This is a genomic window from Kocuria sp. KD4 (genome assembly GCF_011769905.1).
In the GTDB taxonomy this organism is placed as follows: domain Bacteria; phylum Actinomycetota; class Actinomycetes; order Actinomycetales; family Micrococcaceae; genus Kocuria; species Kocuria marina.
The window spans coordinates 2,161,682-2,173,355 of record NZ_CP050449.1 but is presented as its reverse complement, the minus strand read 5'-3'; the positions used below and the strand labels follow the sequence as shown (position 1 = coordinate 2,173,355).

13 protein-coding genes and 1 riboswitch are annotated in these 11,674 nt (G+C 69.2%); of the genes, 8 read left to right on the top strand and 5 right to left on the bottom strand.

Annotated features, from left to right (window positions below; translation table 11 throughout):
• The first annotated feature begins 173 nt into the window (after positions 1-173).
• The gene (locus HBK84_RS09765; protein WP_167318779.1) at positions 174-1,142 is read left to right on the top strand and encodes an RNase H family protein; all 969 of its coding nucleotides are present in this window, start codon (positions 174-176) and stop codon (positions 1,140-1,142) included.
• Positions 1,143-1,150: 8 nt separating this feature from the next.
• On the opposite strand, the gene HBK84_RS09760 is transcribed toward HBK84_RS09765, so the two are convergent.
• From HBK84_RS09760 to HBK84_RS09745, 4 genes are all read right to left on the bottom strand, one after another.
• The gene (locus HBK84_RS09760) at positions 1,151-1,441 is read right to left on the bottom strand and encodes a WXG100 family type VII secretion target (RefSeq protein WP_064847213.1); all 291 of its coding nucleotides are present in this window, start codon (positions 1,439-1,441) and stop codon (positions 1,151-1,153) included.
• A gap of 106 nt (positions 1,442-1,547) precedes the next feature.
• On the bottom strand, positions 1,548-3,020 hold the full coding sequence (locus tag HBK84_RS09755) for a HAMP domain-containing sensor histidine kinase (RefSeq protein ID WP_179861285.1): 1,473 nt from the start codon (positions 3,018-3,020) through the stop codon (positions 1,548-1,550).
• A gap of 4 nt (positions 3,021-3,024) precedes the next feature.
• Complete coding sequence (locus tag HBK84_RS09750) at positions 3,025-3,738, bottom strand: response regulator transcription factor (protein WP_167318778.1); 714 nt, start codon at positions 3,736-3,738, stop codon at positions 3,025-3,027.
• A gap of 84 nt (positions 3,739-3,822) precedes the next feature.
• A complete protein-coding gene (locus HBK84_RS09745) occupies positions 3,823-4,080 on the bottom strand; it encodes a hypothetical protein (RefSeq protein ID WP_085107046.1) in 258 nt (85 codons plus the stop codon).
• A 149-nt stretch (positions 4,081-4,229) separates the two neighbouring features.
• Here HBK84_RS09745 and HBK84_RS09740 point away from each other — a divergent pair, with 149 nt between their 5' ends.
• The 3 genes from HBK84_RS09740 to HBK84_RS09730 are packed head-to-tail and all read left to right on the top strand — an operon-like array spanning position 4,230 to position 6,470.
• The gene (locus HBK84_RS09740) at positions 4,230-4,613 is read left to right on the top strand and encodes a cold-shock protein (RefSeq protein ID WP_098054966.1); all 384 of its coding nucleotides are present in this window, start codon (positions 4,230-4,232) and stop codon (positions 4,611-4,613) included.
• On the top strand, positions 4,606-5,166 hold the full coding sequence (locus tag HBK84_RS12895) for a DUF3027 domain-containing protein (RefSeq protein WP_240918948.1): 561 nt from the start codon (positions 4,606-4,608) through the stop codon (positions 5,164-5,166). Before HBK84_RS09740 ends, HBK84_RS12895 begins: the two co-directional genes overlap by 8 nt.
• Before the next feature lie 56 nt (positions 5,167-5,222).
• Positions 5,223-6,470, top strand: coding sequence for an MFS transporter (locus HBK84_RS09730; protein ID WP_144998658.1), 1,248 nt, complete (start codon positions 5,223-5,225; stop codon positions 6,468-6,470).
• 6 nt (positions 6,471-6,476) lie between these two features.
• On the opposite strand, the gene serC is transcribed toward HBK84_RS09730, so the two are convergent.
• The gene (gene serC, locus HBK84_RS09725) at positions 6,477-7,595 is read right to left on the bottom strand and encodes a phosphoserine transaminase (protein ID WP_167319192.1); all 1,119 of its coding nucleotides are present in this window, start codon (positions 7,593-7,595) and stop codon (positions 6,477-6,479) included.
• Positions 7,596-7,801: 206 nt separating this feature from the next.
• On the opposite strand from serC, the gene HBK84_RS09720 reads away from it, so the two are divergent.
• The 4 genes from HBK84_RS09720 (at position 7,802) to HBK84_RS09705 (ending at position 11,520) form a co-directional block, all read left to right on the top strand.
• Positions 7,802-8,512, top strand: a complete 711-nt coding sequence (locus tag HBK84_RS09720; protein ID WP_064847209.1) for a metal-dependent transcriptional regulator — start codon at positions 7,802-7,804, stop codon at positions 8,510-8,512.
• A gap of 359 nt (positions 8,513-8,871) precedes the next feature.
• Positions 8,872-9,070, top strand: a riboswitch (cyclic di-AMP (ydaO/yuaA leader).
• Between the two features lie 3 nt (positions 9,071-9,073).
• Positions 9,074-9,685, top strand: coding sequence for a C40 family peptidase (locus tag HBK84_RS09715; protein ID WP_144998660.1), 612 nt, complete (start codon positions 9,074-9,076; stop codon positions 9,683-9,685).
• Between the two features lie 232 nt (positions 9,686-9,917).
• Positions 9,918-10,955 (top strand): NlpC/P60 family protein, encoded by a 1,038-nt coding sequence (locus HBK84_RS09710; RefSeq protein WP_167318776.1) that lies wholly within the window; start codon positions 9,918-9,920, stop codon positions 10,953-10,955.
• Positions 10,956-11,232: 277 nt separating this feature from the next.
• Positions 11,233-11,520, top strand: coding sequence for a hypothetical protein (locus HBK84_RS09705; RefSeq protein ID WP_167318775.1), 288 nt, complete (start codon positions 11,233-11,235; stop codon positions 11,518-11,520).
• Positions 11,521-11,674 lie beyond the last annotated feature (154 nt).

Sequence of the window (11,674 nt, the reverse complement as noted above, 5' to 3'; positions counted from 1 at the left end):
GCTGTCCCCGGGGTTCTCGCATCTCCGGGAGTGCTCGTGCACCCGGGTGCTCTTCGCGCGCCCAGGTGGTGGCCCCGGGGCGGTCCGCTGAACCGCGGGCCGATGCGGGACCGGGCGATCGCCTGCCAGCGGCGGTGGTTCAACGTGTCGGGAGGTTTTGCGAGGATGAGCGCATGACGATCATCGCTTCCGCGGACGGCTCCGCACTCGGCAACCCCGGACCCGCGGGGTGGGCCTGGTACATCGATCCCACCTCGTGGCGCGCGGGGGGTTGGGCCCACGGGACCAACAACATGGGCGAGCTCACCGCGGTGCTCGATCTGCTCCGCTCCACCCGGCACCGCGCGGACGAACCGCTGCGGGTGCTGTGCGACAGCCAGTACGTGATCAACTCGGTCACCAAGTGGATGCCGGGCTGGAAGAAGAAGGGCTGGAAGAAGCGCGACGGCAAACCCGTGCTCAACGTGGAGATCATGAAGGCGCTGGACCGCGAGCTCTCCGGTCGGGACGTCAGCTTCGAGTGGGTCAAGGGGCACGCGGGTCACGAGCTCAACGAGGCCGCGGACGAGCGCGCCCGCGCCATGGCCACGGCCTACCAGTCCGGCACCGCGCCGGAGGACATGCCCGCGGGGCCGGGCTTCCGGGACGACGCGGGCCGCGGAATCGAGGCGGGAGACGTGGGACCGGATCTTTTCTCCGCGTGGGCCTCCCCGGAGGACCTCCCGGCGGGTCACGCTGGGTCCACGGACTCCACGGACTCCACGGACTCCACGGACTCCCCGGATTCCGACGGCACCCCCGAGCATCTCATCTCGGACGCGGCCTCGCGTGAGGCCACGGTCCTCGGCCGCGGGAATGCTCCCGGTGGACCGGGGGAGTCCCTGCACCCCGACCTGGTGTGCGTGGACCGGCGAGGTGCCACGGCAGCCCCCGAGTCCGTGCTGAGCATCGTCGAAGCGGCAGGGTGTGAGCCCCGGGAGCTGCGGGTCACGGCCCTGGGCGCGCACGCCTACCACGTGAGCTACCGGCTCGAGGAGACATCCGTCGTGACCCGGCGCAGTTCCGTGTGGGTCCGCGAGGACCAGCACCACGACATGGGCCCATGGCTACTGCGGTACCACCAGGTCACGGCGGAGGTCTGAGCCCGGGCTCACCCGGCGAACATCCGCGCGTTCGCGGCCTCGGTCTCGGCGTACTGGGTGCCCGCGGTCGCGAGCGCCTGGTTGATCTGGGCCACGGCCTGTTCCATCTGGGCCTGCGCGGAGCGCCAGGAGTGGAAGGCCTCCTGGAAGCTGGCCGAGGCGGTGCCGGTCCACGAGGCCTGGAGATCGGCGAGCGTGGCGCTCATACCGTTGACCTCGGAGCTGAGCCGTTCGATGTGCCCGTGGGCCTGCTGGGACTTGGCGGCAATGGTGTCACTGTCCACGACGAAGTGGGCCATGGTGTTTCCTCCCTGGAGCGGATGCGGTGGCCGGTGGGTTCCCGGGCCCGATCCACGCTAGGCAGCACGTGCCGCGCAACGCCCCGGAGAGGGAGGGGATGGGGACTCAGGCGTCCTCGGAGTCCTCGTCCACAGGTTTCGTGTGGGGGATCCGCACGGTGAAGGTCGCCCCACCGCCGTCGGTCTCCTCGAGTTTCACCGCGCCGTCGTGCTGGGCGATGATCGCGGCCACGATGGACAGGCCCAGCCCCGTGCCGCCGGTCTCGCGGGTGCGGGAGGAATCCGCGCGGTAGAAGCGTTCGAAGACGCGCTCGGCGTCCTCCCGGTCGATACCGGGCCCGTGGTCGCGCACCTGCAGCACGGAGGTGAACCCGCCGTCCACGGCACTCTCCAGACCCACCGCAAGTTCGAGCGGCGATCCCGCGGGGGTGTAGCGCAGGGCGTTGGTGATCAGATTGGCCACGACCTGGCGCAGCTTGGACTCGTCCCCGTGCACCCACGCGGCCTCGGGCTGGGAGTCGTGCAGCCCCACGACCCGCACCGTGCGGTCCGGTGCCGTGGCGTGGGCGTCGGACGCGGCGTCGTACGCCAGGTGCAAGAGGTCCACTGGTCGAGTGGTGGCGACCCGGCGTTCGTCCAACCGGGCCAGGGTCAGCAGGTCCTCCACGAGCTGGGTCATCCGCTTGGACTCGGACTCGATGCGTTCCATGGCCTTGCCCACGTCCTCGGGCGTCTGCAGCGCGCCGTGGCGGTACAACTCCGAGTACCCGCGGATCGACACCAGGGGGGTGCGCAGCTCGTGGGAGGCGTCCGCGACGAACCGCCGCAGTTTGATCTCGGAGCGGGTGCGGGCGTCGAACGCGTCCTCGATGTGGCCGAGCATCGCGTTGAGCGAGCCCGAGAGCTGTCCGATCTCGGTCTGGGGGTTGTAACCCTCCATGCGCTGGGAGAGGTCCCCCTCCGCGATCCGGGCGGCCGTGGCCTCGACCTGCCGCAACGGTTGGAACGCCCGGGTGACCATGACCCAGCCCACGGTCATGGCCGCGAGCAGGGTGGCCAGGCCGAAGCTGAACGTCAGCAACCCCACGCCGGAGATGATCGCGTTGGTGCGGTCCAGGGGTTCGGCCACGACCACGGACATGTCGAACGCCGTGAGTTTGGTGGGCACCACCCGCCACTTGCGCTCGGGGACGCCCACGGATCCCACGGTCTCCGCCTGGCCGTCGTGGGCCATGACGTAGTCCAGGGTCATCCCGCTCAGATCTGGACTCGAGCTGTCCGGGGACGTGCCGGTACCGCTGCGAGCGCTCGCCACCACGTTGCCGTTCTGATCCAGCAGGTACCCCGAATTGGGCACCGGTGTGGTCACGTCACCCTGCAGCGCTCCCGTGAGCACCGGGGCCACGGTGTTCACGGACCCGCGCAGTTCCTGGTCCATGCTGGTCACGAGCGAGTCGCGCAGCACGGACACGGCCACGAGCGTGGTCACCGAGATGCTGATGGCCAGCAACAGCCCCGTGAGGGCCATCAGCTGGGAACGCAGGGATGCGGAGCGGAACCGGCGGGTGAGGACGTTCAACGGTTCAGTGGCGCTTGTCCGCCGAGCGCAAGAGGTAACCCACGCCGCGCTTGGTGTGGATCAGGGACGGCTGCTCGGGGTCGTTGTCGATCTTGCGGCGCAGATAGGAGATGTAGGACTCCACGATGGAGGCGTCCCCGTTGAAGTCGTACTCCCACACGTGGTCCAGGATCTGGGCCTTGGACAGCACCCGGTTGGGGTTGAGCATGAGGTAGCGCAGGAGCTTGAACTCGGTGGGGGACAGGTCGATCTCGCGCCCGCCGCGGAAGACCTCGTGGGCGTCGTCGTCCAGGACCAGGTCGTCCACGCGCAGCCGGGAGTCCTCCTCCTCGAGCGGCTGGGTGCGGCGCAGGACGGCGCGGATGCGGGCGACGACCTCGTCCAGGCTGAACGGCTTTGTCACGTAGTCGTCACCGCCCACGGTCAGGCCGGCGACCTTGTCGTCGGTGTCGTCCTTGGCGGTGAGGAACAGGATGGGGAAGTGGTGTCCGGCGGCGCGCAGCTTGCGGGTCACGGAGAATCCGTCGATGTCCGGGAGCATGACGTCCAGCACGGCGAGGTCCGGGTCCTCGGCCTCGGCCTTGAGCAGGGCGTCCCGGCCGTTCGCCGCGGTGACCACTTCGAAGCCCGCGAATCGCAGGGAGGTGGCCAGCAGTTCCAGGATGTTGGGTTCGTCGTCGACGACGAGCAGTTTCGCTTCGGGTGTTTTCGTGTTCACGCCCGTCAGTATCTCCAAGTTTCCTGAATGGATTCTGTTCTCCGGCCGTCCGTTATCTGGAAGGGCGACGCCGCTGCGCGCGCCTCAGCGGGCCGAGCGCCGTCGCGCGCCCCGCAACAGTTCCACGCACATCAGCAGGAAGGCCACGGGGAGAAAGATCGCGGGGAAGACCGTGAACCCGCCCCAGATCACGTGCCCTCCGGCGGCCGCCACGAGCACCGCCACCAGCGACAGCGCGCACATGAACGCGAGGACCAGTGCGACGACGAGCAGGGGGGACATGCCCCGGCGAGGGCTCGGGGAGGTGCGGCCGGATGCGGTGGGAACGGTGGGTTCGGACATGGTCCTCACGGTAGCAAGGACCGGTTACGCGGTGGGTTGAATCCGGGCCCGGGGCGATCATGAGGGGACTAAACTATTGACTTCGCGAGCCGCCCGCGTTCCCGTCGGTGGCCGCGCAGACACGGCGACGAGAGACTGAGGTGATCCGCGTGCCCACGGGCAAGGTCAAGTGGTTCGACGCAGACAAGGGTTTCGGCTTCCTGGCCACCGACGACGGCCAGGAAGTGTTCCTGCATTCGTCCGCCCTGCCCAAGGGGGTCACCACGGTCAAGCCCGGGACCCGCATGGATTTCGGGATCGCGGACGGCAAGCGCGGTGCGCAGGCCCTGTCCGCGACCTTACTGAGCAAGCCGCAGTCCGTGGCTCGCAACACGCGCAAGCCCCCCGAGGAGATGGCCGTGCTCACCGAGGACCTCATCCGGTTGTTGGACGGGATGTCCAACGGACTGCGCCGGGGGCGGTACCCGGACCACGTGCACGGCAAGAAGATCGCGACCATCCTGCGCACCGTGGCGGATGAGCTCGATGTCTGAGACCACCGCGGAGACCGCTCCGCAGCGACCCACGGGGCGTACACGCACACCCAAGCAGGACCCGGTGCTTACGGGCGCGGTGGATCTCGCGCGGGAGGCCGTGCTGGCCCCCGTGGCGGACGCGTCCTCGGTGGGGGAACACCTCGGTGTCACCGTGCACGAGGACCGGCTGCTGACCCACCTCTTCGACTGTCGCCTGGCTGGCTACCCCGGCTGGGCGTGGTACGCGACCGTGGCCCGGGCCCCGCGCAGCAAGCACGTGACCGTGTGCGAGACCGGCCTCGTGGCGGGTCCTGATTCCCTCCTGGCCCCGGACTGGGTGCCGTGGGAGGAGCGGATGCAGGCGCTGCAGGAGCAGGAGGCGCAGGACGAGCACGACTCCCCGGCGGAGGGGGACGAGCACCCGGGCGACGGGCAGGACTCCGCCGACGCCGAGCACGCCGGTGACGGTGACACCGCACCCGCCGAGGAGACCTCCACCGATGGGGAGACCTCCCGCACCGAGGACGAGTCCGCTGCATCGGAAGACGCCGAGGACGGCTCAGCATCGTAGGCAGCGGACCGGCCGCCGCCCCCGGGACCCCGCCGCCGGCGGTCCCGGAGTCGGGGATGTTCCGGTCCCTGCGCATCCGTAACTACCGTCTGTGGTTCACGGGTGCGCTCGTGTCCAACGTGGGTACGTGGATGCAGCGCACCGCCCAGTCCTGGCTCGTGTTCGATGAACTGACCGATCACGACGCCACGGCCATGGGCGTGGTGATGGCCCTACAGTTCGTTCCGCAATTGCTGCTCGCCCCCTACGCGGGGGTGCTCGCGGACCGCTACGACCGGCGCCGGATCCTTGTGATCACGCAGGGTGTCATGGCACTGCTGGCCCTGGGGCTGGGCATCCTGTTGCTCCTGGACGTCGCGCAGTTGCCCACCGTGTACGCGTTCGCGCTGGGCCTGGGGATCGTCGCGACGTTCGACGCCCCCGTCCGGCAGACGTTCGTCTCGGAGATGGTCCCGGACACCCACGTGTCCAACGCAGTGGCCCTGAATTCCACATCGTTCAACTCGGCGCGGTTGATCGGTCCCGCGGTCGCCGGTGTGCTGGTCGCCGCCGTGGGCACGGGGTGGGTCTTCATGATCAACACCCTCACGTTCGCCGCGATGATCTGCGCGATCGTGCTGATCGACGCCGCCAAGTTGCGCCCCGCTCCACGCGCGCGGCGGGCACGCGGGCAGATCCGGGAGGGCATCGGCTATGTGCTCCACCGCCCGGACCTCGTGGCGGTCATGAGCACGATCTTCATGATCGGCACGTTCGGGATGAACTTCGCCGTGTTCCTCGCGGCCATGGGTGGTTCCGTGTTCGGGCGCGGCTCCGAGGAGTTCGGCGTCCTCAACTCGATCCTGGCAGTAGGCACCCTGACCGGGGCGTTGCTCTCCGCCCGCCGCGCGCGGGCGCGGTTGCGCTACATCTTCTTAGGCTGCGTGGCCTTCGCGATCACGTGCCTGGGTGCGGCCACCGCCCCCACGCTGTGGGTTTTCGCGCTGTGGCTGATCCCGTGCGGCATCGCGTCGCTCACGATCATGACCACCGCCAACGCCTATGTCCAGACGACCACCGCACCCGCGATGCGCGGGCGCGTGATGAGTCTCTACATGGCCATCTTCATGGGCGGTACGCCGATCGGCGCACCCACCGTGGGGTGGCTGACCGACACGCTCGGGGCGCGGTGGGGCATGGGTGCGGCGGTGCTCGCCGGGGTCGTGGGCGCGCTGATCGGCGCGTGCTTCGCGTGGCGACTGCGCCGGGAACGGCAGCTCACGACGTCGTCCACGGCGACGCCGGGGACGACGTCGCGCGGCTGAGTCCGCTCAGTCCAGGCTGTTCGCCACGGTCCAGTCGATGCACTCCAACAGGGCGCGGACGTCCTCCGACGGTACGGAGACGAACGTGGCGATCCGCAACTGGTTGCGCCCGAGCTTGCGGTACGGCTCAACGTCCACCACGCCGTTCGCGCGCAGGACGGCCGCGATCCGGGCGGCGTCCACCGCGTCGTCGAAGTCCACCGTGCACACCACGGGGGAGCGGTGCTCGGCCAGCGTGACGAACGGGGCGGCGACGTCGCTGCGTTGCGCCCAGTCGTAGACGAGCCCCGAGGTCTCGGCCGTGCGGCGGGATGCCCAGTCCAGACCGCCCTGGGCGTTGAGCCAGCCCGCCTGCTCGTTGAGCATCACGAGCCCCGCGAGTGCGGGGGTGTTGTAGGTCTGGTGCTTGCGGGAGTTCTCCACGGCCGTGGCAAGGGACAGCACGTCCGGGATCCAGCGACCGGACGCTGCGATGCGCTCGACCCGCTCGAGCGCGGCGGGGGAGAAGGCGGCGAACCAGATCCCGCCGTCACTGCCGAAGTTCTTCTGCGGGGAGAAGTAGTAGACATCGGTCTCAGAGAGGTCGACCGCCATCCCACCCGCGGCGGACGTCGCGTCGATGACCGTCAGAGCGCCGTCGTCCGCGTGAACGCGCTGTACGGGCATGGCGACGCCGGTGGAAGTCTCGTTCTGGGGCCACGCGTAGACGTCCACCCCGGGCGCCACGCGAGGCCCCTCGGGGCGCGAACCGGCCGGGGCCTCGATGACCACGGAGGATTCGAGGAACGGTGCGCGATCCGTCACGTGCGCGAACTTGGCGCCGAACTCCCCGAAGCTGAGGTGCTCGGCGCGCCGGGACACGAGGCTGAAGGCCGCGCTGTCCCAGAAGGTGCTGGACCCACCGAGACCCAGCACGATCTCGTACCCCTCGGGCAGTGCGAAGAACTCGGCGAGGCGCTCCTGCACCTGCGCTACCAGGTTCTTGACCGGGGCCTGGCGGTGGGACGTACCCAGCAGCGTGCTGCCACCGCGTTCGAGCGCGGCCACCTGCTCGGCCCGCACCCGGGACGGGCCCGCGCCGAAACGGCCATCCGCGGGCAACAGGGACGGGGGGATCACGGGCATGCTGGTCACGAAGGCTCCTCTGGCGGGCGGTCGGGTGTGTCCCCCATTGTGCCCGCCCGGGGAGTCGATGGCGCGTTCGAGACGCCTGCCGCCAGGACACCCACTGGCTATAATTATCCTGAATCATTCAGACTAGGCTGAACGGCAGCCCCCACCGGGGGTCGTTGACCCGCGCGCTGTGGTGCGCAGAAATCTGAGGACGAACCATGAGCGGCGATCTGATCGACACCACCGAAATGTACTTGCGCACGGTGCTGGAGCTGGAGGAAGAGGGGATCACCCCCATGCGAGCCCGCATTGTGGAACGCCTGCACCACTCCGGCCCCACCGTGTCTCAGACCGTCTCCCGCATGGAGCGCGACGGCCTGCTCTCGGTCGCGCCGGACCGCTCCCTGCAACTCACCGAGGCCGGGCGCACCACCGCTGTGTCCGTGATGCGCAAGCACCGGCTCGCCGAACGACTCCTCGCGGATGTGGTGGGCCTGGACATGGCGCACGTCCACGAGGAGGCCTGCCGCTGGGAACACGTGATGAGTGAGCGCGTGGAACAGCGGCTCGTGAACCTCCTGGGGGATCCCGAGAACTCCCCGTACGGCACGCCCATCCCGGGGCGGGGCGAGCACCACGGCACCGGTGCCGCGGCCGAGGTCTTCGACGGCCTCACCCTGCTCGAGGTCGCCGGAGCCCAGGACTCCACGGAATACGTGGTCCGGCTGCTGCCGGAAGTGGTGCAGGCGGATCAGGAACTCATCGAGATGCTCAGCTCCGCGGGCATTCTCACGGGCTCCAGGGTCACGGCCGAGATCAACCCCGGGGACGAGAACCGGGTCGTGGTGACCCGGGTCGATTCGGGAGTGTCCCTGGACCTGGACTCCGCCACCGCGCGCGCCATTCGGGTGGCCGCCGCCGAGGCCTGATCGCCGCTGCGTCTCTCCGCGGTTGCTTCCGGTGACGTCGGAACGCGACGCGCCGTGATCTTCGAGAAGTTGACCGTGATCTTTCGACTGTGTGGACAATCACGGGTGATCGGTGCGGTTTCGACCTTCGCTCACTGGGTGAGCCATGTATCACCGCAGGTCAGGAGCCCTTTCCGTGGTGTGGGCTTTCGAGCGGGCGGGCGTGCTGAGGCGGCCGATTGATATCGACGGTCGTGGTAATCCACGGTGATTCATAACGACCGATGCCCGATGCGTGACCGGCTGTAATCAAAACGTGACATTTTCGTTATCCATCCTGTACAGTCATGCCCGTGCCGATCACTGGTCGGATCGCCACTCCCGAGCGTTCGCCGAGTTCTGCCATGCGCTCCGGGACCCGTACACAGAACATCCGCATGGCAGAAGCGGGGGAACCACTTCCGGACTCGTTGCATCAGACGGGTCCTCGGGGTCAAGCCAGCACGGCACCTAGGTGCGTGCGGCCGGATGTCTCCCATCCGAACCCGACAGCTCACCTCGTAGGCGCAGGGAGGAACACACATGTCTTTCATGAAGCAGAACTCTGCCCGGCACCGCGCAGAGACGCAGTCGCACCTCGTGCGTAACACCACTATCGGTACGGTCGTCGCTGGTGCCGCCGTGGTCGGCCTCGCGGCCCCCGCGCAGGCCTCGAGCGGTCCCATCGATCTGGGCTCCACGGCTTCCTACGGCTACCAGGCGTCCACCTCCTCGGTGCAGGCCTACAACGCGTCGTACACCATGCAGACCACCAACACCGTGGGCTCCGCCGCCAGCGTGAGCACCCAGTCGAACCACTCCACGGGTGGTCTGGTGGGCACCGCCTACCAGGGCATCGGCGGCGCGTACGTCTGGGGCGGCGTCGGCTTCAAGGCCTGGGACTGCTCCGGCTTCACCCAGTGGGCCTACGCCCAGAACGGCATCAACCTGCCCCGCACCACCTGGGCCCAGTTCGCCGCTGGCACCCCCACCTCCAACCCGCAGCCCGGCGATCTGGTCTCCCAGAACGGCGGCTCCCACGTGGGGATCTACATCGGCAACGGCCAGATGATCTCCGCTCTCAATCCCTCGCAGGGCACTCAGGTTCACTCCGTGAATGCCATGCAGCTGGACGGTTACTACACCTTCCGGTGACCCGGTGACACCGCGCCCGAGCATGATGCGCGGTCCACACCGAGCCACATTGCGGCCGGGTGTGCTGGCCGGGTCCCCGGACCTCGGTCGGCACACCGCGCCGGAACCACCTGAAAACCGAAAGTAATCTCCCGCCCAAATCCGTGCACCGCTGCTGCGTCCTGACGGATGTGCCGGTCACCGCACACCTCCGTGCCCTGGGTGGACACGAACGTGTTAGGAAACCACACGAATGTCGAACGAAACCGCTCCTCACGCCGCCAAGGGCCTCTTCGCGGGTAAGGCCCGCACCGTCGCCGCCGTCGCGGCCTTCTCAGGCCTGGCCCTCGCGACCACCGTGTCCGTGCAGGCCACGCAGAATGCCTCCGAGCAGGCCCCCGCCGCCGCTGTGTCCGAGGCTCCCGCCTCCGACAACACCGTCTCCGCGGAGCCCGCCGCCAAGGCCGACAAGGCCCAGGAGAACGCTGCCAAGGAGCAGAACGCCGCGAAGACCGAGAAGGCGCAGCCCGCCGCTCAGGCTCCCGCTCAGCCCTCCGTGGTCCAGGCCGCTCCCGTGGCCGACGTGACCCCGCTGCAGGCTCCCGCCGTTCCGGCTGCAGCCCCCACCGTCGTGACCGCTTCCGAGAACGTCACCTCGGTCGCCGAGCAGGCTCCGGTGGCCCAGGGCCGCCACGCCGCTCCCGCCACCGCTCAGACCGTTGCCAAGGAGGCCGCCGCCGAGAAGCGCGCCGCTGTGGCTTCCCCGGTGATCCCGAACTACGCCCCCGCCCAGGGTGCCGCTGCCGCCCAGCCCGCGTCCTACAAGGCTCCGCAGGCCCCGGCCGCCCCGAAGGCGCAGGCTGCCCCCCAGGCTCAGGCCGCCACCCAGGTGGCCACGCAGTCCAACACCCAGGCGAAGGCTCAGGCTGCTCCCGCCGCCAAGGCCTCCTCCGTGTCCGGCTCCGCGAAGGGCCAGGCCATCCTGGGTGCCGCCGAGGCTCAGCTCGGTGTGGCCCAGGACTGCACCATGCTGGTGACCAACTCCCTCAAGGCCGTGGGCATCAACCACCACGGCTGGCCGGCCAGCTACAAGTCGCTGGGCACCCAGGTCTCCGCGGACCAGGCCCGCGCCGGTGACATCGCCTACTACGCCAACGGCGGTTCCGGCATGGCTCACGTGGCCATCTACGCCGGTAACGGCCAGGCCATCCACGGCGGTTGGAACGGTAACCAGACCGTGAAGACCAGCGCCTACGTGGGCTCCGGCCCCGAGTTCATCCGCGTCGGCTGAACCGGATCGAGTTCGGCACAGCGCTGATCCGCGCGGCGCCACACCTCGTGTCGAGTCGGGACCGGTTGTGTACCCGATCCCGATGAGAGCGATAGAGAACGTACGGACCCTGTTGACCGCAGGGTCCGTACGTTTTTTCGTGCCCGGAACCCGGAACCCGGACGTGGACTGGCAGCGGTGATCACTCAGCCCTCCTAGCACCCGATCCCCGTCGTGCAAGCGTCGATCGCGGATCGGCCCCAGCGATCGCGCAGCCCCGGCCCGTAGAATGGACGCCATGCCCTCCGATCTCTCCACCGCCGCACGCACCCCGCAGGACCAGGAATTCACCTACTACGCCGTGGGCATGGTTGCCGGTGCCATCCCGGGGATCGTCGTGGGGTTCATAGTGGCCGCGTTCCTGGGCCACGCCGCCATGTGGTTGTCGGTTTTCGGTGGCGTGGGGATCATCATCGGCCTCGTGGTCGCCACGGTCGTCTTCCGGCGACGCCGCGCGGCCGCCCGGGCAGCCCAGCCCACCTCGCCCGCAGCGCCGGGCGACGATGTCGCCGATCGCCGCAGCTGAGCCCGTCCCACCGGGGACCCGGCACGCCGCTGTCGGCGCTCGTCGCAGACCCACCCACCGGAGAGCCGGGTCGACGTCGCTGGGTATTCGTACGCGTCCGCGTGGCCGTCCAGCCCGGCCCCGAGCTCCACGCGGCGGTGAGTTCTCTCCGTCC

Excerpts from the sequence above, each read along its gene's own strand:
- HBK84_RS09765 (WP_167318779.1), top strand. The coding sequence starts at position 174 with ATGACGATCATCGCTTCCGCGGACGGCTCCGCACTCGGCAACCCCGGA.
- HBK84_RS09760 (WP_064847213.1), bottom strand. The coding sequence starts at position 1,441 with ATGGCCCACTTCGTCGTGGACAGTGACACCATTGCCGCCAAGTCCCAG.
- HBK84_RS09745 (WP_085107046.1), bottom strand. The coding sequence starts at position 4,080 with ATGTCCGAACCCACCGTTCCCACCGCATCCGGCCGCACCTCCCCGAGC.
- HBK84_RS12895 (WP_240918948.1), top strand. The coding sequence starts at position 4,606 with ATGTCTGAGACCACCGCGGAGACCGCTCCGCAGCGACCCACGGGGCGT.
- HBK84_RS09730 (WP_144998658.1), top strand. The coding sequence starts at position 5,223 with ATGTTCCGGTCCCTGCGCATCCGTAACTACCGTCTGTGGTTCACGGGT.
- serC (WP_167319192.1), bottom strand. The coding sequence starts at position 7,595 with ATGCCCGTGATCCCCCCGTCCCTGTTGCCCGCGGATGGCCGTTTCGGC.
- HBK84_RS09720 (WP_064847209.1), top strand. The coding sequence starts at position 7,802 with ATGAGCGGCGATCTGATCGACACCACCGAAATGTACTTGCGCACGGTG.
- HBK84_RS09715 (WP_144998660.1), top strand. The coding sequence starts at position 9,074 with ATGTCTTTCATGAAGCAGAACTCTGCCCGGCACCGCGCAGAGACGCAG.
- HBK84_RS09710 (WP_167318776.1), top strand. The coding sequence starts at position 9,918 with ATGTCGAACGAAACCGCTCCTCACGCCGCCAAGGGCCTCTTCGCGGGT.
- HBK84_RS09705 (WP_167318775.1), top strand. The coding sequence starts at position 11,233 with ATGCCCTCCGATCTCTCCACCGCCGCACGCACCCCGCAGGACCAGGAA.